Annotated in this window: 23 protein-coding genes; 15 read left to right on the top strand and 8 right to left on the bottom strand. The window is 41.0% G+C overall.

What is annotated here, in order from left to right; translation table 11 throughout:
* The first annotated feature begins 11 nt into the window (after window positions 1-11).
* Both AB986_RS09480 and AB986_RS09475 read left to right on the top strand, forming a co-directional pair.
* Window positions 12-1601: a solute:sodium symporter family transporter gene (locus AB986_RS09480; RefSeq protein ID WP_048310580.1), complete on the top strand. Its 1590-nt coding sequence runs from the start codon at window positions 12-14 to the stop codon at window positions 1599-1601.
* A 66-nt stretch (window positions 1602-1667) separates the two neighbouring features.
* A complete protein-coding gene (locus tag AB986_RS09475; RefSeq protein WP_048310579.1) occupies window positions 1668-1916 on the top strand; it encodes a hypothetical protein in 249 nt (82 codons plus the stop codon).
* Window positions 1917-1962: 46 nt separating this feature from the next.
* Here AB986_RS09475 and AB986_RS09470 read toward each other — a convergent pair whose 3' ends face one another.
* Window positions 1963-2829, bottom strand: a complete 867-nt coding sequence (locus tag AB986_RS09470) for an AraC family transcriptional regulator (protein WP_048310578.1) — start codon at window positions 2827-2829, stop codon at window positions 1963-1965.
* A gap of 231 nt (window positions 2830-3060) precedes the next feature.
* Between AB986_RS09470 and AB986_RS09465 the strand changes: the two genes are divergently transcribed.
* From AB986_RS09465 to AB986_RS09415, 11 genes are all read left to right on the top strand, one after another.
* Window positions 3061-5310 (top strand): alpha-galactosidase, encoded by a 2250-nt coding sequence (locus AB986_RS09465; RefSeq protein ID WP_048310577.1) that lies wholly within the window; start codon window positions 3061-3063, stop codon window positions 5308-5310.
* Window positions 5307-6473 (top strand): galactokinase, encoded by a 1167-nt coding sequence (locus AB986_RS09460; protein ID WP_048310576.1) that lies wholly within the window; start codon window positions 5307-5309, stop codon window positions 6471-6473. The genes AB986_RS09465 and AB986_RS09460 overlap by 4 nt, the downstream gene beginning before the upstream one ends.
* Window positions 6470-7978 (top strand): UDP-glucose--hexose-1-phosphate uridylyltransferase, encoded by a 1509-nt coding sequence (gene galT / locus AB986_RS09455; protein WP_048310575.1) that lies wholly within the window; start codon window positions 6470-6472, stop codon window positions 7976-7978. Before AB986_RS09460 ends, galT begins: the two co-directional genes overlap by 4 nt.
* 235 nt (window positions 7979-8213) lie before the next feature.
* Complete coding sequence (locus AB986_RS09450; RefSeq protein WP_053216105.1) at window positions 8214-9641, top strand: sodium:solute symporter family protein; 1428 nt, start codon at window positions 8214-8216, stop codon at window positions 9639-9641.
* Complete coding sequence (locus tag AB986_RS09445; protein ID WP_048310574.1) at window positions 9619-11301, top strand: sensor histidine kinase; 1683 nt, start codon at window positions 9619-9621, stop codon at window positions 11299-11301. Before AB986_RS09450 ends, AB986_RS09445 begins: the two co-directional genes overlap by 23 nt.
* Window positions 11302-12678 (top strand): sigma-54-dependent transcriptional regulator, encoded by a 1377-nt coding sequence (locus AB986_RS09440; protein WP_053216104.1) that lies wholly within the window; start codon window positions 11302-11304, stop codon window positions 12676-12678. It begins immediately after the preceding gene.
* 144 nt (window positions 12679-12822) lie between these two features.
* Window positions 12823-14049, top strand: a complete 1227-nt coding sequence (locus tag AB986_RS09435; RefSeq protein ID WP_048311045.1) for an NRAMP family divalent metal transporter — start codon at window positions 12823-12825, stop codon at window positions 14047-14049.
* 102 nt (window positions 14050-14151) lie between these two features.
* Window positions 14152-14880 (top strand): 5-oxoprolinase subunit PxpB, encoded by a 729-nt coding sequence (pxpB, locus tag AB986_RS09430; protein ID WP_236690338.1) that lies wholly within the window; start codon window positions 14152-14154, stop codon window positions 14878-14880.
* Window positions 14881-14882: 2 nt separating this feature from the next.
* Entirely contained in the window at window positions 14883-15656 is a 774-nt protein-coding gene (locus AB986_RS09425; RefSeq protein ID WP_048310572.1) for a LamB/YcsF family protein, read from the top strand.
* Complete coding sequence (locus AB986_RS09420; RefSeq protein WP_048310571.1) at window positions 15649-16602, top strand: 5-oxoprolinase subunit C family protein; 954 nt, start codon at window positions 15649-15651, stop codon at window positions 16600-16602. The genes AB986_RS09425 and AB986_RS09420 overlap by 8 nt, the downstream gene beginning before the upstream one ends.
* A 236-nt stretch (window positions 16603-16838) precedes the next feature.
* On the top strand, window positions 16839-17591 hold the full coding sequence (locus AB986_RS09415; protein ID WP_048310570.1) for a putative hydro-lyase: 753 nt from the start codon (window positions 16839-16841) through the stop codon (window positions 17589-17591).
* 287 nt (window positions 17592-17878) lie between these two features.
* Here AB986_RS09415 and AB986_RS09410 read toward each other — a convergent pair whose 3' ends face one another.
* The 6 genes from AB986_RS09410 to guaC form a co-directional block, all read right to left on the bottom strand.
* Window positions 17879-18124 (bottom strand): hypothetical protein, encoded by a 246-nt coding sequence (locus tag AB986_RS09410; protein ID WP_048310569.1) that lies wholly within the window; start codon window positions 18122-18124, stop codon window positions 17879-17881.
* Window positions 18125-18152: 28 nt separating this feature from the next.
* Window positions 18153-18725, bottom strand: a complete 573-nt coding sequence (locus AB986_RS09405; protein ID WP_048310568.1) for an HMA2 domain-containing protein — start codon at window positions 18723-18725, stop codon at window positions 18153-18155.
* The gene (locus tag AB986_RS09400; protein ID WP_084006472.1) at window positions 18674-20803 is read right to left on the bottom strand and encodes a heavy metal translocating P-type ATPase; all 2130 of its coding nucleotides are present in this window, start codon (window positions 20801-20803) and stop codon (window positions 18674-18676) included. Before AB986_RS09400 ends, AB986_RS09405 begins: the two co-directional genes overlap by 52 nt.
* Window positions 20800-21330, bottom strand: a complete 531-nt coding sequence (locus AB986_RS09395) for an HMA2 domain-containing protein (protein WP_048311042.1) — start codon at window positions 21328-21330, stop codon at window positions 20800-20802. The genes AB986_RS09400 and AB986_RS09395 overlap by 4 nt, the downstream gene beginning before the upstream one ends.
* A complete protein-coding gene (locus tag AB986_RS09390) occupies window positions 21327-21656 on the bottom strand; it encodes an HMA2 domain-containing protein (RefSeq protein WP_048310567.1) in 330 nt (109 codons plus the stop codon). The genes AB986_RS09395 and AB986_RS09390 overlap by 4 nt, the downstream gene beginning before the upstream one ends.
* Window positions 21657-22594: 938 nt before the next feature.
* Window positions 22595-23578, bottom strand: coding sequence for a GMP reductase (guaC, locus tag AB986_RS09380; RefSeq protein ID WP_048310565.1), 984 nt, complete (start codon window positions 23576-23578; stop codon window positions 22595-22597).
* A gap of 237 nt (window positions 23579-23815) precedes the next feature.
* Between guaC and AB986_RS09375 the strand changes: the two genes are divergently transcribed.
* The gene (locus tag AB986_RS09375; protein WP_048310564.1) at window positions 23816-24247 is read left to right on the top strand and encodes a VOC family protein; all 432 of its coding nucleotides are present in this window, start codon (window positions 23816-23818) and stop codon (window positions 24245-24247) included.
* A gap of 125 nt (window positions 24248-24372) precedes the next feature.
* Complete coding sequence (locus AB986_RS21590) at window positions 24373-24666, top strand: TIGR04104 family putative zinc finger protein (RefSeq protein WP_084006471.1); 294 nt, start codon at window positions 24373-24375, stop codon at window positions 24664-24666.
* Between the two features lie 112 nt (window positions 24667-24778).
* On the opposite strand, the gene AB986_RS09370 is transcribed toward AB986_RS21590, so the two are convergent.
* Window positions 24779-25399, bottom strand: a complete 621-nt coding sequence (locus AB986_RS09370; RefSeq protein ID WP_048310563.1) for a class I SAM-dependent methyltransferase — start codon at window positions 25397-25399, stop codon at window positions 24779-24781.
* Between the last annotated feature and the right edge of the window lie 125 nt (window positions 25400-25524).

Genomic DNA, 25524 nt, shown 5'->3' with positions numbered 1-25524 from the left:
GAGAGGCAGCGATGAATATATTTACAATAGGTTCATTTCTATTCTTTACAGGTATGGTGGCATTAATTTCTTACCTGTTTACGAGAAAAGAAAACTTGGAAACACAGGACGGCTATTTTCTAGGAGGGAGAAGTCTAGGGGCATGGGTTATTGCTGGCTCGCTAATGCTGACAAATCTATCAACAGAGCAGTTAGTAGGTTTAAATGCACAAGGCTATTCCGATACGATCGCTGTGATGGGCTGGGAAGTAGGATCGGCGATTTCGTTAGTGATTGTCGCTTTCTTCTTACTTCCACGTTATCTTAAGGGTGGAATTACTACAATTCCTGATTTTCTAGAAGAGCGATATGACTTTGGAACAAAGCAAATTGTTACCATTCTATTTCTTTTTGGATACGTTTTCAACTTGCTTCCTCCCATTTTGTATTCTGGTGCGGTTGCGCTTAATGGATTGTTCGAAATCCCTGAGATACTAGGCTTAGGTCGAATTGCTAGTCTGTATGTTACCGTGTTTGCAATCGGTATTATTGGGGCTATATACGCGATTTTCGGTGGTCTTAAAGCGGTTGCCGTATCGGATACAATCAATGGCATTGGCTTGCTTATTGGTGGGTTGATGATTCCGATTATCGGCTTGTATGTTCTTGGTGATGGATCCATTTTCAGCGGGTTCAACACGATCGTAGAAAATTCTCCTGAGAAGTTAAATTCGGTTGGAGATGAGAACAGTCCTGTACCTTTTGGTACGATGTTCACAGGAATGCTTCTTGTTAACCTATTCTACTGGGGTACAGCGCAGCATATTATGCAGCGTGCGATTGCGGCAAAGAACTTAAAGGAAGGACAGAAGGGCGTACTGATTGCAGCGTTCTTGAAATTGCTAGGTCCAGTCTTCCTTATCTTGCCTGGAATTATCGCTTATAATATGTTCGGGCCAGGTCTTGAACCAACAGATGCTTATCCGCGACTTGTGACAGAAGTATTGCCAAAGCCGCTTGTAGGATTTTTCGCTGCAGTTCTGTTCGGTGCAATTCTTTCATCCTTTAACTCAGCGCTTAACTCATCTGTTACATTGATTGCACTAAATATCTATAAACCTTACTTTAATCCAAAAGCACCTGATCGGGTAGTTGTTCGAAAAGGGAAGTTTGTAGGAATTATACTGGCGCTATTTGCAATGTGCATCGCGCCACTAATTGATAAAGTGCCTCAGGGATTCTTTCAATACTTACAGATTGTGAATGGATTCTATAACGTTCCTATTTTTACCATTCTAATAGTAGGTTATTTAACTAAACGAGTTCCTTCGATTGCAGCGAAAATAGCGCTGTTTGTATTTATCTCAACATACGCTATGACGCAGCTTGTTTGGGACACGGGGATCCACTTCTTACACATCCTTGGCATCTTGTTTGTAGCATGTACCACTCTAATGTTAGTCATTGGTAAAATTGCACCACGTGATAAAGATTTCGAACTTGAAGAAAATGCGAAGGTAGATATGTCACCGTGGAAGCTTCTTTATCCAGTAGGGATAGCAGCTTCAGTAGCAATGATTGTAATTTATATTCTACTTTCACCAATTGGAATCATTTCGTAATGTTCCCTTCTACTTCCATTTGATATAATAGGTGCAATGTCAAATGAAATGAAGGAATGATGTGTGATGAGTAAGGCGAGTGAGCCAATCGAATCGCTATATCATAGCGTATACGAATCATTAGAAAAGTTACAATCACAAGTTCACGATCTAGACGAAAAGCTTGATCTTAAAGATCCAGCTGATATAGAGAAGCTTGAACGAACGCAGTTTGCACTTCAGCTTTCAAAAGACGTATTAGAGAACTTTGTAGCATCTGGGAAAAGCATGACCATTAATTATGACAAACGTTCGGTTACAATTGAAGTCTCCTAATGAAACAGGACCGCCAATGCGGTCCTGTTTTGTCTTTATTCCAAGGTTAGAGTGATAAATTTGTACTTGATCGATACTTTCCAGGCGACGTACCGGTTACCTTTTTGAACACTTTGTTGAAATAATTCGCATTCTTATATCCAATCAGTACGGCGATATCTTCTGAAGAATATTTCGTATTTAGCAGGAGTTCCTTCGCTTTCTTGATGCGAATATCGGTTAAATATTGAATGGGCGTCTGATTTGTATATTGCTTAAATTGCCTCGTGAAATGGTAGCGAGACATACCGGATGAAGCTGCCATTTCATCTGGTCCGATTTCTTCTCCGTAATGATTCATCGCATACATCGATGCTTCTACAATCGCTTCTGGCCACTGAGAAAGTCTCTTCTCAAGATTTGAACAATAGGTAAAGAGTTTCATTGTAAATTGATACGCATATCCTGAGGCCTGGTGAGCATTCGCTATTTGTTGTGATGCTGCCATTTCAAACAAATTTAATAAGTAAAGAACAGGCTCAGAATCGGGTTGGAAGTGTATGATATGTCCAATTTCCTTCTGAATATCGTTCCAATATCTCTCCACCACATCACCGTATAGTGTGAGGTAGATGAACTCCCAGCGCTCGCTATCGTCTGGTAGATAGTAGCGATAATCCCCAGGGATATTAACGATAAAGCCCTGGCCAGGTGTGAGTTCATGCGTAAGCCCATCGATTTCAATACACCCTTTTCCGGAGATGGTGTATTGAAAAATATACTTCCCAGTGTCCCTGCGATTTGTTCCATCCCAATCATAAAGAGAAGAAGTTTGCTCATCCCAACCGAGCGACCAAATTTGAGCAAGGCCTTGAAGCATTGGATCTGAAAAACGATACCCGTAGGATCCATATAATGTTGGCTTTTCTTCCATAGTAATTCTCCTTCATAAGCAAAATAGTGCAATTAATTTAAATAGATACAGGATGTCTATTACTTTCTATTAACTAGCTTAGCTTAAGAGTGAGGCTATGTCTAAGCAAGAAAAGGCAATAATTCTAATTTTATTTACCATTGAAGGTAAGGGTCCAATTTTCTAAACTAAAGGTGGATAAGAAATCACTTAAATGGAAACGTTTTCGAAAAACGTTCGGAGGTTACGACTATGCCAGTAATGATGAATAAAGATCTTTTGCAGTTCCATCTACAAGGTCAAAATGTAAGCTATATTTTTCATGTGATGGAAAATGGCCAGATCGGACAGCTATACTATGGAAAAAAGCTACGCGATCGAGCAGACTTTAGTCACTTATCGAAGAGAGAGACACGGGTTGCATCTTCTTACATAGAAGAGGATCCCTCGTTTTCCCTCGATTTGATTAAGCAGGAATACCCAGGCTACGGAACGTCAGATTATCGAGAGCCTGCTTTTCAAATTCAGCAGCCAGATGGTAGTAGAATATCGAACTTCACTTATCGTTCATTTGAACTCGTGAAAGGAAAGCCAGAACTTCCTTCGCTCCCTGCAACTTACGTAGAGAAAGAAGATGAGGCGGAGACGTTATTGATCTATTTAGAAGATGCCTATACGAATTTAGCGTTAACACTTATGTATACGGTTTACCATGATCGCGATGTGATTGTTCGATCCTCTTCCTTTAAGAATAATGGGGATTTAACTCATGAGATTAAGCGAGCGCATTCTGCTTCGGTTGACTTCCCTGATGCAGATTATGAAATGCTTCAGCTTTCAGGTTCGTGGTCACGTGAAAGGCATATTCATGAAAGACGCCTTATGCCTGGGGTGCAAAGTATTCAGAGCACGAGAGGAACGAGTAGTAGTCAGCACAATCCGTTTCTGGCTCTGAAGCGTCCGATGACAACGGAACATAATGGGGAAGTTTACGGATTTAGTCTTGTATATAGTGGAAACTTCTCAGCACAAGTAGAAGTGGACCACTATCATACGTCACGAGTAACGATGGGTATTAACCCATTTGATTTCTCTTGGAAGTTAAATGGTGGAGAACATTTCCAAACGCCTGAAGTTGTAATGGCGTATTCACCTAATGGAGTAAATGAATTAAGCAGAACCTATCACGAACTGTATCGAAGTCGCCTAGCACGTGGGGTATGGCGAGATGCTGAACGTCCGGTTCTCCTAAATAACTGGGAAGCTACGTATTTCGATTTTGACGAAGATAAATTACTGAATATAGCTAGAAAAGCGAAAGAGACAGGTGTAGAGCTGTTTGTTCTTGATGATGGCTGGTTCGGTAAGCGAAATGATGATAAAACTTCCCTAGGGGATTGGTTCGTTGACTCTGCAAAGCTACCAAACGGTTTGCCAACTCTTGTGAGTCAGGTTAATGATCTTGGGATGATGTTTGGGCTTTGGTTCGAACCAGAGATGATTTCAAAAGAAAGTGAGTTATATCGAAAGCATCCGGAATGGGTTATACAAGTGCCGGGACGTAGCCATTCGATTGGGCGACATCAGCTTATCCTGGATTTCACTAATTCTGAAGTTGTGGATTATATATATGAACGAATGGCAGGACTCCTAACGGAATCGAACATTGAATATGTGAAATGGGATATGAACCGCTACATGACAGAAGTTGGTTCGCTACAGTTGCACTCCGATCAGCAGGCTGAAGTGCCACACCGCTATATTCTTGGTGTTTATGATCTATATGAACGTCTGATAGCGGCGTTTCCACATGTGCTATTTGAATCGTGTGCAAGTGGAGGGGCTCGATTTGATCCAGGAATGCTTTACTATGCCCCCCAAGGGTGGACAAGTGATGATACAGATGCCATTGAGCGGCTAAGCATTCAATACGGAACGTCGATGGTGTATCCATTAAGCAGTATGGGTGCTCATGTGTCCGCTGTTCCAAATCATCAAGTAAAACGTATTACAACACTTGATACGCGAGCAAATGTAGCTTATTTCGGTGCATTTGGGTATGAGCTAGACGTAACAAAAATGAGCGATGATGAACTCAACCAAATGGAACATCAAATTGACTGGTACAAAGAAAACCGCACACTGCTTCAGTATGGAACATTCTTCAGATTGCTCAGTCCATTTCAAAATGGAGGAAATGAGACAAGCTGGATGGTCGTATCCCAGGATCAAAAGAAAGCGATTGTCGGGTATTATCAGGTTCTAGCTGAACCAAATCCAGGGTTTAAGCGACTGCTTTTACATGGACTGGACAAAGAGCAGGAGTATTGTGTGAGCGGGTATAAAGAAACTTTCTTCGGAGATGAGCTCATGAGTGCTGGACTTCAGCTGTCAAGCGGTTACGATGGGTCACAAACTGGTGGACTAGAGGAGTCAGGAGACTATTCGTCACACGTATTTGTGCTTACAGGAATAGATCAAGGTAGAGGTGATAAGTCATGAGAGAGCTAGAACATGTATTTAACGAAAAATTCGGCACAAAAGGGGAGGCCGCATTTTTCGCACCAGGACGCGTTAATTTAATTGGAGAACACACAGATTATAACGGAGGTCATGTGTTTCCGTGCGCATTAAGTGTTGGTACTTACGCTGTTGCGAGAAAGAGGAATGATGATGTTGTGCGGTTATACTCAATGAACTTTAAAAATCTGGGTATCATTGAGTCTTCCCTATCTAACTTAGCGTATGTGGATCAACATGATTGGGCGAATTATCCGAAAGGTGTAATCGCCATGTTTAATCAAGTTGGTTACACCATTCCAACTGGCGTAGATATTGCATTTTATGGAAATATCCCGAACGGGGCAGGACTGTCCTCTTCCGCTTCAATCGAGCTTGTGACATCTGTTGTGTTAAAGGACCTCTTTCAACTATCCATCGAAATGGTTGAAATGGTTCAGCTGTCACAAAGAGCAGAGAATGAATTCGTTGGAGTGAATTGTGGAATCATGGATCAGTTCGCGATTGGAATGGGGAAGCGAGATCATGCACTTCTTCTTAATTGTGACACCTTAGAATACAAGGAAACGCCGATTACGTTATCTCATCAGTCATTGATTATTGCTAATACAAATAAGCGACGCGGACTTGCGGATTCGAAATACAATGAGCGTAGAAATCAATGTGAAGAAGCGTTAATCGCATTACAGAAGAAGCTCGCTATTGCATCACTTGGCGATTTGACGGAAGAAGAATTTGAAGCGAATAAACATCTTATTCAAGATCCACTTGCACAAAAGCGCGCTCGGCACGCTGTTTATGAGAATCGGCGAACGATGAAAGCCGTTAACTACTTAAACGATGGAGATATGGAATCATTCGGACGATTGATGAACGAATCACACGTTTCCTTACGGGATGACTATGAAGTTACTGGACAAGAATTAGATGCAATGGTGGAAGCGGCATGGGAAGAAGGAGCCATCGGATCACGGATGACAGGAGCTGGTTTTGGTGGTTGTACGATCAGTATTGTAGATAATGAGAAGGTAGATCAGTTTATTGCAAATGTTGGTGAATTATATAAGAAGCAAACGAATCTTGAGGCAGCGTTTTATGTGGTAGAGATCGGTGATGGCGCAAGAAAAATGGAGAATTTACAATGATTGAACTTCAAATCGAACGACTCATTCAATTTGGTTTACAGAAAAATATGATAGCAAGATGGGATGTTGATTATGTTCGAAACGCGCTGTATCACCTTTTCGAGTTAGATGGTGAAACTAAACTTCCCATCCCGCAAGAAGAGCGGTTAGAGACGCCTGTTCCAATCATTGAAAAGATGTTGAATTATGCAATTGATAAAGAACTGATCGAAGAAGATACCGTGACGGAACGAGACTTATTTGACCCGAAGATAATGAACACACTTGTTCCTCGACCGTCAGAAGTGATCGGTACATTTTATGAGTTATACAATACGGAAGGTCCGATCACTGCAACAGATTATTTCTATCAGCTTTCAAAGGATTCGAATTACATTCGTACAAATCGCATAGCAAAGAACGTTCACTGGTTCAGTGAAACGGATTATGGTGATTTAGAAATTACGATCAATTTATCAAAACCTGAGAAAGATCCGAAAGCCATAGCAGCTGCAAAATCGAATACAGCGTCAACTTATCCTAAGTGCTTGCTTTGTAAAGAAAATGAAGGGTATGCAGGAAGACTTGATCATCCTGCACGGGATCAGCACCGCATTATTCCAGTTGAGTTAGAAGGGGAGAGCTGGTATGTCCAGTATTCCCCTTATGTCTATTACAATGAGCACGCCATTATTTTATCCGAACAACATCGTCCAATGACGATTTCAAAAGACGGTTTTGATCGACTTCTTCACTTTATAGAACAATTTCCACACTACTTTGTCGGATCGAATGCAGATCTTCCAATTGTAGGCGGATCGATTTTAAACCACGACCATTTTCAGGGCGGTCATCATGATTTCCCAATGGCAAAAGCAACGATTCAAGAAGAAATTCAAGTGGAAGGCTTTAGCGATGTGACGGTGGGGATCGTCAATTGGCCTATGTCGGTTATTCGCTTAAGAGGCGAAGATCGAAAGCGGCTCACTGAGTTAGGCGAAACCATTCTTTCTTCATGGCGAACGTATTCAGATGACGCGGTTGATATTCTCTCTTATTCTGATGGAGAAAATCATAATACGATTACACCGATTGCGAGAATGAGAGATGACTATTATGAGCTCGACCTCGTTCTGCGAAACAACCGAACAAATGAGGAGCACCCAATGGGTATTTTTCATCCTCATGAAGAAGTCCATCATATGAAGAAAGAGAACATCGGGTTAATTGAAGTGATGGGGCTTGCGGTTCTGCCTGGGCGTCTTGTTGAAGAAATGGAGCTTCTAGCTCGTTATATCAAGAATAACGAACTGGATCAAGCTGCTGAAGATGCGATTGTTTCGAAGCATGTACCTTGGGCGAAAAGGGTTGTAGCGAAATATAAGAATATAGATGACAAGCTAGTAGATCTATTGAAACAAGAAATGGGTCTTGTTTTTTCTAAGGTGCTAGAACACGCTGGGGTGTTTAAGCGTGATGAAGCTGGACAAAAAGCTTTTAAACGATTTCTCCATCAGTTAACTTAACGAACTTACGAGAAGGCCGCTATACAAACGTGTAGCGGTCTATTTGGGATTGTTGGTCTGCTTTTGTATTGAAAAAATCCCATTATATTTAGGCACGAAGCTCTACGAAAATACCCCTCTAAGCGAATGCATTTATCAAGCGTTGACTTAGATTCCTCTGACCATACTTGGTTCACGTCTATTTTTTTGTATATAATGAAATCTGAACGAATGAAGAGGTGAAAGGGGGACGAATATGGATGAATTGCTTTATTTAGGGGTTTTCCTACTTTATACAATTGTCATCTTAATTCTCGGGAAACACGGATTTGATAAAACAGATGAGTTAAAAGGATACTTTCTTGCTGGGCGAAATCTATCGTTATTTCCTAGTATTGCCTCTTTTTGCGCCACGTGGTTTAGTGCTGCATCGCTTCTCGGTTTACCAGGGTTAATCTACGAAGGAGGTGTGTCTGTCCTTTGGACAACCGCTATTGCGTGGTTACTGGGAATTGTTGGCTTATTCTTTCTATCCTCCAAACTTTATACATATAACGTCGTTACTGTACCAGAGTTTTTCCTCATTCGTTATCAATCGAAGCTGCTTCAAGTGTGGATTGGTATCGTTCTTAGCATTAGCTATCTTTTGTATGTAGTAATCCAAATTCGAGGCTTTGGAATTGTCGTAAGCGAAATGCTAGAAGTGCCCTATATGGTTAGCGTGTTTTTAATTTATATCTTTGTTTTATACACAACGTTTGGTGGACTTCACTCTGTTGCTCGAACAGATATTTTTCATTTCTGTTTAATAGTTTTTGGAACAATTCTTGGTGCTATATTGGTTGTTAATGAAATCGGTGGGGTTTCGAGAGTTGTCACAGGTTTTGCTTCGTTTGGAGATAGAGGAGCTGATGCTTATCTTGCCCTATTCCCTGAGGGCGGTTTGCCATTTTGGACGTTATTAAGTGCCTTCTTTTCATTAGGACTTGGTGTAGCTGCGAATCCTCAGTATGCTGTACGCATTCTATCCTCTCGTTCAAAGCATGTAGCTTTGAAGATGATTTTTCTTAGTACGTTTTTCCTCGTCTTAATCTATTTCTCGATCTTTGTTATTGGTATCGGATCAAGAATACTAGATCCAGACCTTCAATTTACGAATACCGATGAAATTTATCCGTACATTATTACATACTTGCTTCAAACACCATGGAAAGGCATTTTGTTAATCAGCGTTGTAGCGGCAGCGATATCAACGGCTAACTCTCAGCTATTAATTATGGCGAGTAGCTTCGTTTATGACATTACACTTCCAATTCGTAAGCAGAAATCGCATGATAGCAAAATCATTTCCTGGACGCGATGGGTTATTTTCGTTTTTGCTACTCTTGCACTCCTTATCGCTTTTACACCTCCGAAAGGGATCGTCCAGTTTAGTGGACACGTGTGGGGAATCATTGCTGTTTCTTTGTTTTTCCCTTTATATGGAGGTTTATATACAAAAGCGTCTAGAAAAAACGCTCTCCTTTCGACATTCGGTGGATGTTTGGCTTACGTACTAGCGTTTCTCCTTATTCCTAAGGAAATACAGCCTGCCTATCATCCAGTATTACCATCAATCGTGGTAGCTGGATTCCTCTTCTTTCTGAAAGGAGGCCGTTTTAATGCGTCATTCTATAGAACGTAAAATTCTAGTCCCGTTTCTTATTATTGTTCTCCTACCAAGCTTTATCATTGGAGCCGTATCAATGTGGTCAAGTTATCAATCAGATAAACAGTTCAAACAGGCAACGGCTAGTGAACATCTTAAAAGCTTGGATCGGTATGCTGAGAATTTAGCTAACAGAGTGCAGAACGGTACGATGAGTGAAGGAGATGCAAAAGCACTTATCAAGATGATGATTTATGAAACGAATGGTTTGTATGTAGAAGATGAGAAGGGTGAACTTACGTCTGATGGAGAAGTCACTAATTCTGCTGAGCTCGATTGGTATAACGGTGAAGCAGAAAGTAGTTGGTTTGTTGAGCGTAAAGTATTAATAGAACAGCTGGAGGATTGGAATTGGACGCTCTATTCTCCTATTGAGTTCTCTTTTTATTCAGGGTCTCTTCCAGATATTCAAAAATACACGCTATTGATTAGTATTTTTACTGGTATCATTGCTGTACAGTTCACGATTATACTTTCTTATAATCTTTCAAAGCCTATCAAAAATTTGGCTGATTTCTGTAAGCAAATAGCATTGGGAGGACAGGTTAAAGATCTTGATATAAAAGAAACGCGTAAAGATGAAATTGGTGTCCTATCAACGTCTTTAAAGGAAATGGTTCAAACACTTGATGAGCGGAATATCCAAATTGATAAAATCAAACAGCTCAATGAAACGATTCTAAATAGCGTGCACGTTGGTATGGTTCTTATTACAAAGGGGTCCGAATCGGTTTATAATAAAGCGGCTCACAAGATGATGAATAACGATGCTATTCTTGAGAGACGTGTTAAACAATTCACAATTCATGAAACAAGTAAGAGAGAAGAAGAGATATGGGACCATAAGGTAAACGAAGAGAAAGTCTATTATGCGGTAAACTATATGGTAATAGGAGGATCTGGCAAGAGATCCATAATGACGTTCGAAGATATTACGCACCGCAGGAAATTAGAGCTGCGTGTTGAGCGGATGTCTCGGTTAGCTTCATTAGGCGAGATGGCATCTGGAATAGCTCATGAAATACGCAATCCACTCGCAGGGATTAAAGCGACAACTGAACTACTCATTCGAAGGTTGGAGTTAAGTGATGACCAGTTAACGTTAACAGAAAACATGCTGCTTGATATCGATCGATTAAATAAGATTATAACAAACACGCTTCAATTCTCTAGTCCAATGAATGCCGCTCCAACAGTTGTTAGAGTGGATGACGTTGTTCGATCGCTTTTTGTAGTGATGGAAAGAATCGCGAACGAGAAAAATGTTCGATTGCATCAGGTTGAAAGTAATGCTGAACTAATGGTTGATCGAGATCATCTTCGTCAAATTCTCTTGAATTTAATGATTAATGGGATGAGCGCGATGCCTGAAGGTGGAGATCTTACGATTGATTGTCATGGATCGGAGAATGATCGAACGATTACGATAACAGACACTGGGATTGGTATGAGTGATGATGTGATCGAGAAAATATTCGATCCATTTTATACAACACGTGCTGAAGGAACGGGTCTAGGACTATCTATTGTTCACCAGCTTGTTGTCCAGAATAATGGAGAAATTGATGTGAGAAGCACACCTGGAAAAGGGACAACGTTCTATCTAACATTTCCATCAAGAGAGGAGGAGATTTAATTGGCTGTAAGAGTAGGAATAGTTGATGATGAAACAACTCTACGTCTAACCCTACAAATGTTCTTAGAAGATGAAGGCTATGATGTACGAACGGGCGCTACACTTGAAGAAGGATATAGGTTAATTGATGAATTCAGTCCACAGGTGCTGTTGTTAGATATTCGATTGCCTGACGGAAACGGTCTTGATTCTCTTCATGATATGAAAGAACGCTATCCAGAAATGACAGTTATGATGTTGACGGCATTCGGTGATGCCAAAACGGCTGTGCGAGCGATTAAAGAAGGTGCTTTTGATTACTTAACAAAGCCGTTTGAGCTAGAAGAACTGAAAATCACGCTTGAAAAGTGGATTAAGCAGCATCATCTTGAGAAAGAAGTTGAACGGTACAGAGAAGAAGAACGTCGAACAAAGCTTGTTCGTATGATTGGTGAAAGTGAACAAATGAATGAATTGAAAGCGAAAATTTCACTTATAGCGGAAAGCAATGATACGACGGTTCTTGTCAGAGGCGAAACAGGAACAGGGAAAGAGCTCGTAGCAAGAAGCGTTCATCAGCAAAGTAAACGAGCTGAAGGACCGTTTGTTGCAGTGAACTGTGCAAGTATACCATCAGACTTAATTGAGATTGAATTGTTTGGTCGAGAGAAAAATAGTGTATCCGATCATTCTCAGCCAAAAGTTGGCTTAATGGAATGGGCAGATGGTGGAACTCTTTTCCTAGATGAAATTGGCGATCTCTCCCTTGAGATTCAAGTAAAGCTTCTGCGCTTTTTGGAAGACAAGAAAATCAAGCGAATCGGTAGCGTTCATGATATTGAAATGGATGTACGTGTGATCGCTGCTACAAATCGTTCACTTGAAGAAATGATTGAGGAGAAAGAGTTTCGGTCGGATCTGTATTATCGATTGAATGTTGTCCCGATTAAATTAACTCCTTTGCGTAATAGAGATCGCGATATCTTGATGTTAACCGAGCATTTTCTAGATGAATTCTGTCAGCAAATGCGAAAAGAGACTCCAATTCTTAGAGCAGATGCAAAGAAGCGGTTATTACATTACGACTGGCCCGGAAACGTGAGGGAGCTCAAGAATACAATCGAACGAATAGCTATTTTACATCAAGAAAGAGAGCTAGCTGCTCATCACTTTGATTTTCTTAATCCTGTTGAAGGGAATGTCGAAGGCTCAAAGCCCGTTGATGATGTTGTTTTTGATGAGTTGTTTTCATTAGAAGATCATATCGAATCAATTGAAAAGAAATATATCGAGAAAGCAATACAGGAATCAAAGTGGAATATCACACAAGCTGGGAAGCTACTGGGTATTAGTCGATATGCATTACAGCGTAGAATCGAGAAATATAATATAACGTGAGCGAAATCGCCCAATTCGGGCGGTTTTTTTGTGCGGAATATGATAAATTTATCTGAAAATTACGTGATATTGTAGAGGGAAGAGATCATTTGTATCGTTTCAGCTAAAAGTTGAATGATACTCATAAGGGGGTATTTGATGGGAATGGAAAATAATAAACCAATTGAACCACTAGAGAACGGTCCAACTAAAAGCAAATGGGGTGTTATTCTTGGCGCTGCATTCTTAATGGGTTCATCCGCAATTGGACCGGGATTTCTAACACAAACAGCTGTCTTTACTGAGCAGTTACTCGCAAGCTTTGGATTCGTAATTTTAATGTCCATTATCTTAGACATCGGAGTACAGGCGAATATTTGGCGGATTATTGCTGTATCGAAAAAAAGAGGACAAGATATCGCAAATATGGTCGTACCTGGACTCGGGTACTTTCTAGCATTTGCAGTAGCGCTCGGTGGACTTGCCTTTAATATAGGGAACGTTGGTGGCGCTGGACTTGGAATGAATGTATTGTTTGGGATTGACCCACGAATTGGAGCAGCAATTACTGGCGTCATAACAATTGGAATCTTCCTGTCTAAAGAAGCAGGAGTAGCGATGGATAAAATTGCACGTATTCTTGGTGGATTAATGATTCTACTTACACTTTATGTAGCATTTCAAAGTAACCCACCGGTTGGAGACGCAATCGTTCACACATTTGCACCAGATCGAATTGAAGTTTTTGCCATTATTACATTAGTAGGTGGAACGGTCGGCGGCTACATTACATTTGCTGGAGGGCATCGCTTGCTGGACGCGGGTATTTCAGGAAAAGAAAACCTTCATCAAGTAACGAAAAGCTCGGTTTCTGGAATTTTAATTGCTTCAATTATGCGTGTCTTTCTGTTTCTAGCGGTATTAGGTGTTGTAGCGACAGGTTTCAAATTAGATCCGTCTAATCCACCTGCATCTGTTTTCCAACAGGCTGCAGGCGCAATTGGCTATAAAATGTTCGGGATTGTATTATGGGCAGCTGGGATTACATCCGTAGTTGGAGCAGCTTATACGTCCGTCTCTTTTCTACGAACGTTATCGAAAAAGGTGGATCGTCATCATTCAGGCGTCACGATCGGATTTATCGTTGTATCGACAATCATTTTTACATTTATCGGTAAGCCGGTCCTATTGCTGATTCTTGCAGGTGCTTTTAACGGGTTAATTCTGCCAGTTGCTTTGGGAACACTGTTAATTGCTGCATACAAGAAGTCAATTGTAGGTGACTACAAGCATCCGATGTGGTTGACGATTTTCGGTGGTTTTGTCTTTGCCATCACAGCTTATTTAGCCATTGTGACATTAATAGATAAAGTACCACAGCTGTTTTCTTAAACCGTCCGCCCTGGAAAGCGGGTAGGAGTGTAAATCAACTACTCCTCTTAAAGCAATAAAGGATACTAAAAGAACTTTTCTTATATGTTAGGAGGAACATGTGTGAATCTTGATTATCATCCACTCGGTGATACAGGAATCCAACTTGTATTCGGTACCGAGATTTCAGAAGAAACGAATCAGAAGATAAGAATGTTTGCGGAAGAACTATCGGATCATCCGATTGACGGTGTAGTGGAATGGGTTCCGGCTTACACAACGTTAACGATTTATTATGTTCCAAACAAAATTTCGTACCGACTACTACAAGAAAAGCTTGAAGCGATAAATGACCAACAGCATGGAAGAGAAGCAGCGTCTGCTTCTCTTGTTTATATCATCCCAACTTATTATGGTGATGAAGACTCAGATCTTTCGTTTGTGGCAGAATCAAACGGTATGAGTGAGGAAGAAGTGGTTAACGTTCATGCTAACAAGGATTACCTTATCTACATGATGGGCTTTGTACCTGGCTTCCCTTATTTAGGAGGAATGCCAGAGGAGATTGCAACGCCAAGACGCGTTGATCCACGTGCGGAGATTCTTCCTGGATCAGTTGGTATTGCCGGCTCTCAAACAGGAATATACCCACTCGAATCTCCAGGCGGCTGGCAAATCATTGGTCGAACACCAGTTAAACTATATGATCCTTCAAGCGAAGAACCAATTCTACTAGAATCAGGACACTATTTACGATTTGTGTCGATTAGTAAAGAGGAATATACAGAAATCGATTCTGCGATTAAACGTGGAGAGTACGTTGTACAAACAGAGGAGAAAAAGGTGGGATAGAGATGAAGTCAGTTGATTTAAATAGTGACCTTGGTGAAAGTTTTGGTGCCTACACAATTGGAAACGATGAGAACGTACTTGAGTTTATTTCATCTGCTAATATCGCTTGTGGGTATCATGCTGGTGACCATAATGTCATGATGAAAACAGTGAAATTAGCTCATTCACTTGGAGTTGGAATTGGTGCACATCCAGGATTTCCTGATTTAGGAGGCTTCGGCCGTCGTGATATGAACCTTTCTCCTGATGAGGTATTTAACCTAGTTGCTTATCAAGTTGGAGCTATTCAGGGTATCGCGAATGTGCACCAAGCACGTGTGCAGCACGTAAAGCCACATGGTGCTCTTTATAATCGAGCTGCGAAAGATTATCCAATTGCCAAAGCGATTGCAAGCGCTATCTATTCTGTGAATCCAGATCTTGTTTTATATGGATTAGCTGGAAGTGAACTTGTTCGTGCGGGTAAAGAAGTTGGTTTAACTGTTGCAGAGGAAGTATTTGCAGATCGTACGTATCAACCAGATGGGACGTTAACGCCAAGGTCAGAACCGAACGCCATGATTCACGATGCTGATACTGCAGTTAAACGCGTCATTCGAATGGTGACCGAGCAAAAAGTAACGGCTGTAGATGGACAGGATATCTCAATCAATGCTGATACGATATGCGTTCATGGGGACGAGCCTGAGGCACTGCGTTTTGTACAGCAATTAAGACGCCGCTTAGAAGAAGAAGGGATTCATATTGAATCTGCTGGAGTGAAAGGCAATGAGTAATGCGATTTTCAAAGTTACAAAACCAGGTCTTTTAACGACGATACAAGATTGTGGACGAGTAGGGTATCAGCAATATGGCATCGTTGTTTCAGGTGCAATGGATTCGTTCTCTATGAACATCGCTAATTTTCTAGTAGGAAATCCGAGGAATGAAGCGGTTATTGAAGTAACAGTGATGGGACCCAAACTAGCGATTATGAAAGACGTCATTATCGCGATTTGTGGAGGTAACCTCTCGCCAAAGGTGAATGGTGAGAAAGCACCAATGTGGAAAAGTTTAGAAGTAAAAGAGGGAGATACACTTGAATTCGGCCAGCCTCTTGAAGGCGCTCGCTCCTACATCAGTGTAGCCGGAGGATTCGATCTTCCTTTTGTGATGGAAAGTAAATCCACATATCTAAAAGCAGGCATAGGTGGTCTAGAAGGACGCGCCCTTGAAAAAGGGGATGTGCTTTATGGAGCTCGCGAAGAAAACGGGAAAAGTGGACGTGCGTTGCATCGAGACAAGGTTCCAACGTATTCAAACGAAATGGAGATTCGCGTTGTGTTAGGTCCTCATCATCGTGCGTTTTCAGATGAAGCCGTTCATACGTTTCTATCATCAACGTATGAAGTAACCCCACAGTCAGATCGAATGGGCTTTCGGTTAAAGGGACCTACATTAGAACACACAACCTCTGCTGACATCATATCAGAAGCGATTCCGCTTGGTGGGATTCAAGTTCCGGCAAATGGGCAGCCGATTATTCTGATGGCTGATCGTCAGACCACGGGAGGATATACGAGAATCGCGACGGTTATTTCAGGTGATATTCCTTACCTCGCGCAGGCGATGCCAGGTTGCAAAATTCACTTCCGAGAAGTATCTGTAGAAGAATCTCAAGACATATACGAAAACAATGATCGATTGATTCGCACGTTAGAAAAGGTTTCTAGTCTACGTTAGTGAAGGGGAGTTGTAGCAATCAACTACCTAAAAATTCATGAATTAGTAAGGCTCTTTTCTAAAAGATTGTTGCTTTTGAAAGAATTTCTTATATAAAAAGCCACACTTCGCTAATTGGAGCGGAAGGAGGCTCACCGCCCGCCCCGCGGAAAGCGAGCGTCCTGGAGCGGAAAGTAACCCTCGCTTATAGCAAAAATGTCTACGAAAAGAGGAATTAGTAAAGAGGAGAGATGATGATGCATCCTAAAGAACAGCGCCTTAAATATAGGGAGAATGTTGAGAACGGAACTACTTCAGGAATATGCGATGGTTATCTTCAAGCAAATATGATTTCGCTACCAGCTAAATACGCGTTTGAGTTTCTATTATTCTGCCACCGTAATTCGAAGCCATGTCCAGTTGTTGATGTACTTGAAGCGGGACAAGTGATTCCAAGGATTGCTGATGCAGATATTCGAACAGATCTTCCTAAATACCGTATATACAAAAACGGAGTTCTAGAGAGAGAAACATTTGATTTAACAGACGTGTGGGAGGATGAGTTTGTAACGTTCCTGTTAGGGTGCAGTTTCACATTTGAGAAAGCCTTGAATGAAGCCGGAATCAGTTTACTTCATCAAGAAATGAAGAAGGTTGTTCCAATGTATCAAACATCTATTTCATGTGAGGAAGCGGGTAGCTTTAAAGGAGATATGGTCGTGAGTATGCGTGCGATCAAGAAAGAGGAATTGGAAGAAACCATTCGAATTACCTCAATGTTTCCACATGCGCATGGAGCACCCGTTCACATCGGAGATCCTGCCGAAATTGGCATTCACACATTTGAACACCCCGACTACGGAGAATTCACACCTTTTAATGAAGAGGAACGAATTCCTGTATTTTGGGCCTGTGGTGTAACTCCACAGTACGTAGGATTGAATGCAAAACCTGAAATCATGATCACTCATGCACCAGGCCATATGTTGATTACTGATCAAAAAGAATAGAACCAGTGCAGAGCAATATACAAAAAGCCTACATTCAATAGTGAATGTAGGCTTTTTAATCGTTTTTTTGAAACAGGTTCTTCAAGAAAGTCTTGTAGATAAGTTTACTATTTAGAACTGTGTCATTCCAATCAGCTATTGATTTTGAAAGAGGTTTTGTTTAAATAACCACACTTCGCAGATTGGAGCGGAAGGTGCTCGACTCCTGCGGGATTAGCGGGACAGGTGAGACCCCACTGGAGCGGAAATCAACAACTTTCAAAAGTCTGCGTTATTACGTTATTACATTAACTATTGTTTACTTTCTTCTCAGCAATCAAATCTTCAAGACGCTCTTTTTGTAGAATTAAATCCTCTACTGTAAGCTCTTGCTTTTGTGGAAAAGCCTGTTGTAGAGATTGCATGCCGTTTGAAACCGGATTTTGAATTAATTGAGACAGCTGACCTTGATTTTGTTCATAAATACGATAACCAACAGCACCTACAACAGTACCCGATACGAAGCCCATTACAAAATCTTTATTCATAACCATATTAATTCCTCCTAGAAGTTTTTATTTATTATAAAAGCGCTTTGCTTTTATTCATATCATTTAGTAATTCGATAATGTTCACGGCCCACGTTAATGTAGCTACGTGGAGAATGTTACCTGTTCCTAAGGAAAGCATGCTGACAATCCCAGTGATAACATCAGGATGCCGAAGCTTATTCTGTCCGTGAGAAAGTACGGTATAGGCAGTGGAGATGACGACAGCATAATCGAGAAATCCAGGTGTAGCAACGGACGACTTCCTTAAATAGGCAAGAAGCAATAGAAAGCCTGTTACGAGCGATCGTAGAAAGTTCTTTCTAAGAGCTGGGGTAATCGTCACCATAAAATCATCTAACGGATCAAACATCGTTTGCTTAAAGAACAGGCTAATAAAACGTAGAATCATTTTCTTGTTCATGATACTTGTGTTGTAAGATATAACCATCGATTGTATTAAAGGTTCGATTCGTACCTCTTCAATTCCTTTGATAGAAGAAAATAACTGACTAATTTGCTCATGTTCCTTCTTATCAATTAAGGCAGGAATAATCAGGCGGATTCGACCAGGGATGTCGTGGGCAATTGCGAAGGTTGCTTCCATTGCACTCGCTCCTCCTTCAACAATAATTTCGTGCTATTCAAAAGAACACCTATTGTAGCTGCATTATGAATAGCTGCACCAACAATAGGAGCAATTGCTCCAAATGCGCCTAGCATTATCGCAATACTATTAACGGCAATTGTAATTGTGAAATTCTGTTGAATCGTGCTCATCGTCCTTTTAGAAAGCTGCACCATTTCACCCAACAGCAACGGGTTGTCAGAAGTGATAACCACGTCGCTTGCTTCGACTGCAATATCTGTTCGTTTACCACCCATCGTGACGCCAACGTCAGCATAAGCAAGTGCAGGAGCATCGTTGATGCCGTCTCCTACCATCATGACGGTATTACCAGCATTCTTATAATCTCTTACATATCTAGCTTTTTCATGGGGCATTACTTCTGCATAGAAACGATCAAGTTGAAGCTCTTGATGGACCTCCTGTGCAACTTGATGTTTATCACCGGTAATCATGACCACTTCATCTACGCCTTCACGCCTGAGTTGATTGATGGTTCTTTTCATTCCATCGCGGATAGCATCTTCAATTACGATAATCCCAGCTACATGCCCATCAATGGCCACATATACTGCATTGCTTCTATTTTCTAATTTACTAATGAACGTTAATCCAGCAGGTTCAACCTTTTCTTTTAGTAGAAGACGTCGGTTTCCAACTAGAACTTCTTTCTCTCCGATGACTGCTTTGACGCCATGGCCGACAATTTGTTCAATTTGCTCATGATTATGTTCAGGTAGATTCAGATTCCATTCTCTTGCTAAATTAACCATTGCTTCTGCAATTGGGTGAGATGAGTGTTCTTCTGCAGAAGCCACATAGCGAAGGATTTCACGTTCTGAGAACCCTGTGTATGGAATGATTTGTTTCACAACGGGCTTTCCTTTTGTAATCGTCCCCGTTTTATCTAGAATAATAGTATCTAACTGAGCTAATTTCTCAACGTATTCGCCACCCTTAATTAAGGCGCCAGTTCTTGCTGCTTTACCAATTGAGGCTGAAATCGCAGTTGCTGTTGATAATTTAATTCCGCAAACAAAGTCAATTACCAACATATTTAAAACACGATCCCAGCTTCTTGTAGTAAGGAAAATTGCACCTGCAAGTAAAAAGGATAGAGGGACCAGCCGTTCTGATAATTGATCTGCGTAAGATTGAATAGGAGCTTTTTTCTGCTGAGCATCTTCAATCAACTTAACGATGCGAGATACGGCCGTTTCATTACCTACTTGCTCCACAAGAATATGAAGGTTACCAGATGTGACGATTGTACCTGCATAAACCTCATGTTGCTGATGGACATCTTTTGGAATGTACTCTCCTGTTATTGACGATTCATCAACGCTTGCAGATCCTTTCGTGATCGTACCGTCCGCACAAATCTTCTCTCCCTCAAATACTACAATTTCATCACCAGGTTTGATTTCTTGCATCGAAACTTTCTTTTCAACTCCATTACGATCAACTTTCCAAACGGTTGATATATCGAGGTTCATCATATCTCTAACGTAGTTTTTCGTCTTATTCGCAGTTAGCTCTGTAATCATTTCACTTAGTGTGGACATAAAAAGAATGACAAGGGCCGAACGCGGATTACCTTTCAAGAGAGAAGCGATAATAGCTGCAGAGCTTAATGTATCAGCGTTTGGTTTTTTGTCATGCAGAAGGGTACCAGCACCATTACGAAGGATGTTTCTAGAAGCATAAACACTAAGAATGGCTCCTGGTCGTAGAAGCTGTTTATACCCGAGTAAGCTTCTCGCGGGAATGAGAAGGTCAACGATTAGAGCTGATACACCAAAAAGTAATTCCCGTTTATAGCTGAAATTGTTTTCTTTTGGGGGATGAAAATGGTGAATATATTGTACGAGTTGCCTAGCGTGAATGAAGTACTCATGATGAATGAGGATTGATTTCGTTTCAGTGTTGTAGGTGGCAGAGAATACCCCTGGATAGGACCGAACAATGGATTCGATTGTACCTGGATTCCATTCATTTTGAAGAGAGAGCCTGGTTCGACCAGGCAACTGGTGCCTTATCCTGATTAAGGTATTCACGATCTGCCATCCTCCCTTGTCAGTAGCGTATATGCCCAATACAATAAACTACCTGCAAATGCTGGATTAGTCGTAAACCCCGTCGCGCCTTTAAACACCAGTCCAAGTACTAATAAGGATTCAATATCGGCATTTCCGCCTGTTTGCTTCTTTATCATCGTATCAACGGAATGTACGCTTTTTTTCATCGACTTCTTCATCTTAGAATCTATGTAGCGATAGCATTCTGTAGAAGTAGTAACCGCTAGCTGAACGATTTCATCGAATTGTTCGGGTGTAAGGTGGTCGCTAGTAAATTCTAATAGTAAGCTTCCTGTTATTCCGGATGCGCTTACATTTTTTACGAGTGGAATTGTTGAGAATTCGCTCTCAAGTGCACGTGCAATTTGTTCGTTTTTCCAGTGATCACTTTGCAATCGAACGCGACCTGGCATCGCATGAACAACTTGAACTTTCTGGTCTTTTAATTTCTTCATTAGGGTCGGAGCGATTAGTGACGCGCCTAAACCGATAAGTGATTGCATCATAAGTGAGTCACTTCTTTAGTGATTACGTTGTTATGAACTTTCTGAACAAGTTCGAACCACGCTTCAATTTGGGCTGATTGAACATCTGGAGTCGCGTCGTATTCCACTAAAAGCGTTCCGGTTTCAGGTGTATGTCGAACTGAGAGGATTTTATCTTCCATTTTAAGAATAGGCATTAACGTTTCAATGATCTTTGAGTTTCCTGTCCAGTAGGGTGATGAAATCCGAATCCGACCGGGAATATAATGCATCACATTGATTTGATAGTTTGAGAGCATTTTTTCTAAACGTCTCATAAATATGGCCTGTTTCACTTTTGACAGCATAGAAGGCTCCTTTACAGAAAAAGTATAATAACTTAATAGTAAAACAATTCAGAATGAAATAACAAGTATATATTTTCCTGTTTTTGTTAAGGAACGTCGTTTTGATAAAAAAGTTCTTTTCTTATACCCTGTTGGTATAAGTGTGGGTGAATTTCCGCTCCAGGATGCTCGCTTTCCGCGGGGCGGGCGGTAAGCCTCCTCGTCGCTAACGCTCCTGCGGGGTCTCACCTGTCCCGCTCATCCCGCAGGAGTCGAGCATCCTTCCGCTTCAATTAGCGAAGTGTGGTGGTTTATACTAAAATCTTTTCAAAAGCAACGATCTTTTAGAAAGGTTCCTTTCGTATACATTGTTGCTGTAAGAGTGGGTGAATTTCCGCTCCAGGATGCTCGCTTTCCGGGGGGCGGGACACTTGAGCCTCCTCGTCGCTAACGCTCCTGCGGGGTCTCACCTGTCCCGCTCATCCCGCAGGAGTCGAGCATCCTCCCGCTTCAATTAGCGAAGTGTGGTGGTTTATACTAAAATCTTTTCAAAAGCAACGATCTTTTAGAAAGGTTCCTTTCGTATACATTGTTGCTGTAAGAGTGGGTGAATTTCCGCTCCGCTCGCTTTCNGTGTGGTGGTTTATACTAAAATCTTTTCAAAAGCAACGATCTTTTAGAAAGGTTCCTTTCGTATACATTGTTGCTGTAAGAGTGGGTGAATTTCCGCTCCAGGATGCTCGCTTTCCGGGGGGCGGGACACTTGAGCCTCCTCGTCGCTAACGCTCCTGCGGTGACTCACCTGTCCCGCTAATCCCGCAGGAGTCGAGCATCCTTCCGCTTCAATTAGCTAAGTGTGGTTTTTTATTACACATACTTTTCAAAACAACAATCTTTTAGAAAAGAGCCTATAAAAAAAGCAGTGCTACTATAGCAACTGCTTTTCTTGTTATATAATTCTAGTAAACTTTATCGCCGTTAAAGATGGAGTTCTTTACAACAACATAATCGACTGTGCGAATGGCTTCTAATTTGTCTCCGCCAGAGTAGGAGATCGCTGATTGAAGGTCTTGCTCCATTTCGATCAATGTGTCCTTTAGTGAACCTTTGTGCTCAACAAACATTTTCTTGCCTTCCACATTCTTCTTTTCCCCTTTTTGGAATTCAGAAGCGGATCCGAAGTACTCTTTGAAAAGCTTACCGTCTTTTTCAAACGTCTCACCTGGAGATTCTTCATGTCCTGCGAACAAGGAACCAATCATAACCATGGATGCTCCAAAGCGAACAGATTTGGCAATATCTCCATGTGTGCGAATACCACCATCTGCAATGATCGGCTTCGTTGCTGCTTTTGCACACCAACGAAGTGCAGCTAGCTGCCAGCCTCCTGTGCCAAAACCGGTCTTAATCTTCGTAATGCAAACCTTACCTGGTCCTATGCCTACTTTCGTAGCATCTGCTCCAGCATGTTCTAATTCTCTCACTGCTTCAGGAGTTCCAACATTTCCTGCAATTACAAAGCTCTCTGGTAAGTGCTCCTTGATGTGTCCAATCATATCAATAACTGCATTCGAGTGCCCGTGAGCGATGTCAATTGTAATGTAGTCAGGTGTAAGGTTCTGCTCGGATAATTGTTCGATAAAGGCATATTCTTCCGACTTCACACCAACACTTATCGAAGTGATTAAGTTTCGAGCGTTCATATCTTTCATAAAATTAATTCGTTTCTCAGGTTCAAAACGATGCATCACATAGAAATATCCGTTTTCAGCTAACGAAACGGCTACTGTTTCATCGATGATGGTCTGCATATTCGCAGGAACAACTGGTAGATTAAATGTATGTTTGCCAAGCGTTACAGAAGTATCGCATTCCGCTCGACTATTAACGACGCATTTCGCGGGAATTAATTGAATATCTTCATAATCAAATACGTTTTCCATGAAAATCACTCCTAAAAACGAATAATACGTTTTTTATTGGTGTAAATGTTCGTCCATTTGATAATTTACAGTAAATCTCTTAAGATGTCAAAACTTTTTCTGAAAACTTCTGTTTATTGCAATTTCAGAAGGATTTCTTTTGAATATGGTGAACAGTACAAAGTGGAATGACAGTGAGGGGAGATGGAGAGGTGGGCACTGTATTAAGTACAATCTATGTAGGAAGGAGAAATGTACATGTTCCGAGTTGGTAGTATTTTTATCCCTGTAACGAAATTAGAGGAAGCAAGCTTGTGGTATGAAAAGAATCTAGGTGTGAAGAAAATTCAGGAGTGGGGAGAAGGATCTGAAAAAGGAATTGGCTATTATTTCTCGGATGGTTTGACGCAGTTGGGGCTAGTACAAGTTGAAAAAGCAGCTTCTTCTGAGTTTCAAGTTAACGAAAAGGTAAGAAATGCGTACTTTAATTTCTTAGTAGAAGACATCGAAAGTGTATATAACCAATTAAGAAATAATGGTGTAAGAACAACACAGCTTAGTGATTTTGGCGGGATGACGTGCTTTGATTTCTATGACCTTGATGGAAATTCATTCAGCGTGGTGAATGAGGTGAAAGATTCTCCGTTTCATACAGATCACGTAAAGAAGCTTCAGCAGCGTGAGGCATAAGAAACTCGATTAGGTAACTTCACAGAAGTTACCTTTTTCAATGAACGTGAAACTTTAAAGTTCCTCCCCTCGTAATACGAGATATACATATGAAATAAAAGAATCAAATTTTTGGAGGGATCAAGATGCCAATATGCCAGAACTGTGGCTACCAATGGCGATGGAGTGAATCGCTGAAATTAACGTTTAACTATAAATCTACTTGTCCAAATTGCAATAAGAAACAATACTTAACGCCTAAAGCGAGGAAGCGTTCAAGTCTAACATCGATGCTTGTTCTTATTCCTCTTGCCTGTTCCGTTGTTATCAATATGTCGCTCTCATTTTATCTTATATTTAGCTTAGCGATTTTCAGCATGACAATCCTTTTATCTCCTTTTTATATTCAACTAAGCAATGAAGATGAGCCACTCTGGTAATTGAATGGTCAAACCTACAATGATATGATCTTACGAAGCGAATGCTTGTTTGTTGGATTTTATGAAGAATAGTAGACCGCTAGACAATAACACTCTGAGCGGTCTATTAGCATCATTTTTCTGCAAAGATGGTGACAGTTTGGTACTGCTGTGAATTTACTTCTCCCTTAATGCATTTAATATTTTGAAACCCTGTTCGAAGCATGTTTGGCACAAGGTTATGAGTGATCAGTTTCTGAATTTCGCTTTTCGACTCACCGTTACGTCCATTACAAAGCGTAATGAGTAGCGTTCCCTTTGGCTTTAACACTCGATACACTTCTTCTATCGTTTTCTGGTAATCACCCCAAAAATACACCGAATGAATGCTATAAACCTTAGTGAAGTAGTCATTTTCAAACGGAAGATTTTTAACGTCACCTTGTTCTAATCTCACCCTTCCTTTCGTTCTTCCTTTCCAATTCCTGATCGCAGCAGATTTTAAAATAGATTCTGAGATGTCTATCCCTACAGCTTCTTTAACTTCAGCATGCTCCAGTAAACGTTTCAGTGCATATCCTGAACCACAACCTAGCTCTAATAAGCGCTCGTTATTGGATAACTTCAATAAACCTAATGTCCATAATGTGTCGGGTCGATGTTCACGAATCATCCGTTCTCCGACATATAAACCTAGCAAGCCAACTGGTTTCTGGTATTGTGTGCCAATCGATCTCCTTATGCGTTTCAACATACCATCACACCCTTTGTTCAGTCATTTCGAAACTCTAAAATCTTTAAGTATTTTATTAGCGAAAGTCGTAATAAATGAATGTGAAATAGAAATTATGTATTTCAGTTTCAGGTGAAAGGGAGGTG

This window comes from Guptibacillus hwajinpoensis, from assembly GCF_001039475.1.
In the GTDB taxonomy this organism is placed as follows: Bacteria; Bacillota; Bacilli; order Bacillales; family Guptibacillaceae; genus Guptibacillus; species Guptibacillus hwajinpoensis.
Note: the sequence above shows the minus strand (reverse complement) of the source record. Positions and strands in the feature narration are given on the sequence as shown.

Bases quoted from the DNA above. Each gene is read 5' to 3' on its own strand.
- galT (WP_048310575.1), top strand. From the start codon at position 6,470: ATGATTGAACTTCAAATCGAACGACTCATTCAATTTGGTTTACAGAAA.
- AB986_RS09445 (WP_048310574.1), top strand. From the start codon at position 9,619: ATGCGTCATTCTATAGAACGTAAAATTCTAGTCCCGTTTCTTATTATT.
- AB986_RS09480 (WP_048310580.1), top strand. From the start codon at position 12: ATGAATATATTTACAATAGGTTCATTTCTATTCTTTACAGGTATGGTG.
- AB986_RS09475 (WP_048310579.1), top strand. From the start codon at position 1,668: ATGAGTAAGGCGAGTGAGCCAATCGAATCGCTATATCATAGCGTATAC.
- AB986_RS09415 (WP_048310570.1), top strand. From the start codon at position 16,839: ATGCATCCTAAAGAACAGCGCCTTAAATATAGGGAGAATGTTGAGAAC.
- AB986_RS09375 (WP_048310564.1), top strand. From the start codon at position 23,816: ATGTTCCGAGTTGGTAGTATTTTTATCCCTGTAACGAAATTAGAGGAA.
- AB986_RS09465 (WP_048310577.1), top strand. From the start codon at position 3,061: ATGCCAGTAATGATGAATAAAGATCTTTTGCAGTTCCATCTACAAGGT.
- AB986_RS09390 (WP_048310567.1), bottom strand. From the start codon at position 21,656: ATGCTGTCAAAAGTGAAACAGGCCATATTTATGAGACGTTTAGAAAAA.
- AB986_RS09370 (WP_048310563.1), bottom strand. From the start codon at position 25,399: ATGTTGAAACGCATAAGGAGATCGATTGGCACACAATACCAGAAACCA.
- guaC (WP_048310565.1), bottom strand. From the start codon at position 23,578: ATGGAAAACGTATTTGATTATGAAGATATTCAATTAATTCCCGCGAAA.
- AB986_RS09395 (WP_048311042.1), bottom strand. From the start codon at position 21,330: ATGATGCAATCACTTATCGGTTTAGGCGCGTCACTAATCGCTCCGACC.
- AB986_RS09435 (WP_048311045.1), top strand. From the start codon at position 12,823: ATGGAAAATAATAAACCAATTGAACCACTAGAGAACGGTCCAACTAAA.
- AB986_RS21590 (WP_084006471.1), top strand. From the start codon at position 24,373: ATGCCAATATGCCAGAACTGTGGCTACCAATGGCGATGGAGTGAATCG.
- AB986_RS09410 (WP_048310569.1), bottom strand. From the start codon at position 18,124: ATGGTTATGAATAAAGATTTTGTAATGGGCTTCGTATCGGGTACTGTT.
- AB986_RS09425 (WP_048310572.1), top strand. From the start codon at position 14,883: ATGAAGTCAGTTGATTTAAATAGTGACCTTGGTGAAAGTTTTGGTGCC.
- AB986_RS09420 (WP_048310571.1), top strand. From the start codon at position 15,649: ATGAGTAATGCGATTTTCAAAGTTACAAAACCAGGTCTTTTAACGACG.
- AB986_RS09450 (WP_053216105.1), top strand. From the start codon at position 8,214: ATGGATGAATTGCTTTATTTAGGGGTTTTCCTACTTTATACAATTGTC.
- AB986_RS09460 (WP_048310576.1), top strand. From the start codon at position 5,307: ATGAGAGAGCTAGAACATGTATTTAACGAAAAATTCGGCACAAAAGGG.
- AB986_RS09405 (WP_048310568.1), bottom strand. From the start codon at position 18,725: ATGGAAGCAACCTTCGCAATTGCCCACGACATCCCTGGTCGAATCCGC.
- AB986_RS09470 (WP_048310578.1), bottom strand. From the start codon at position 2,829: ATGGAAGAAAAGCCAACATTATATGGATCCTACGGGTATCGTTTTTCA.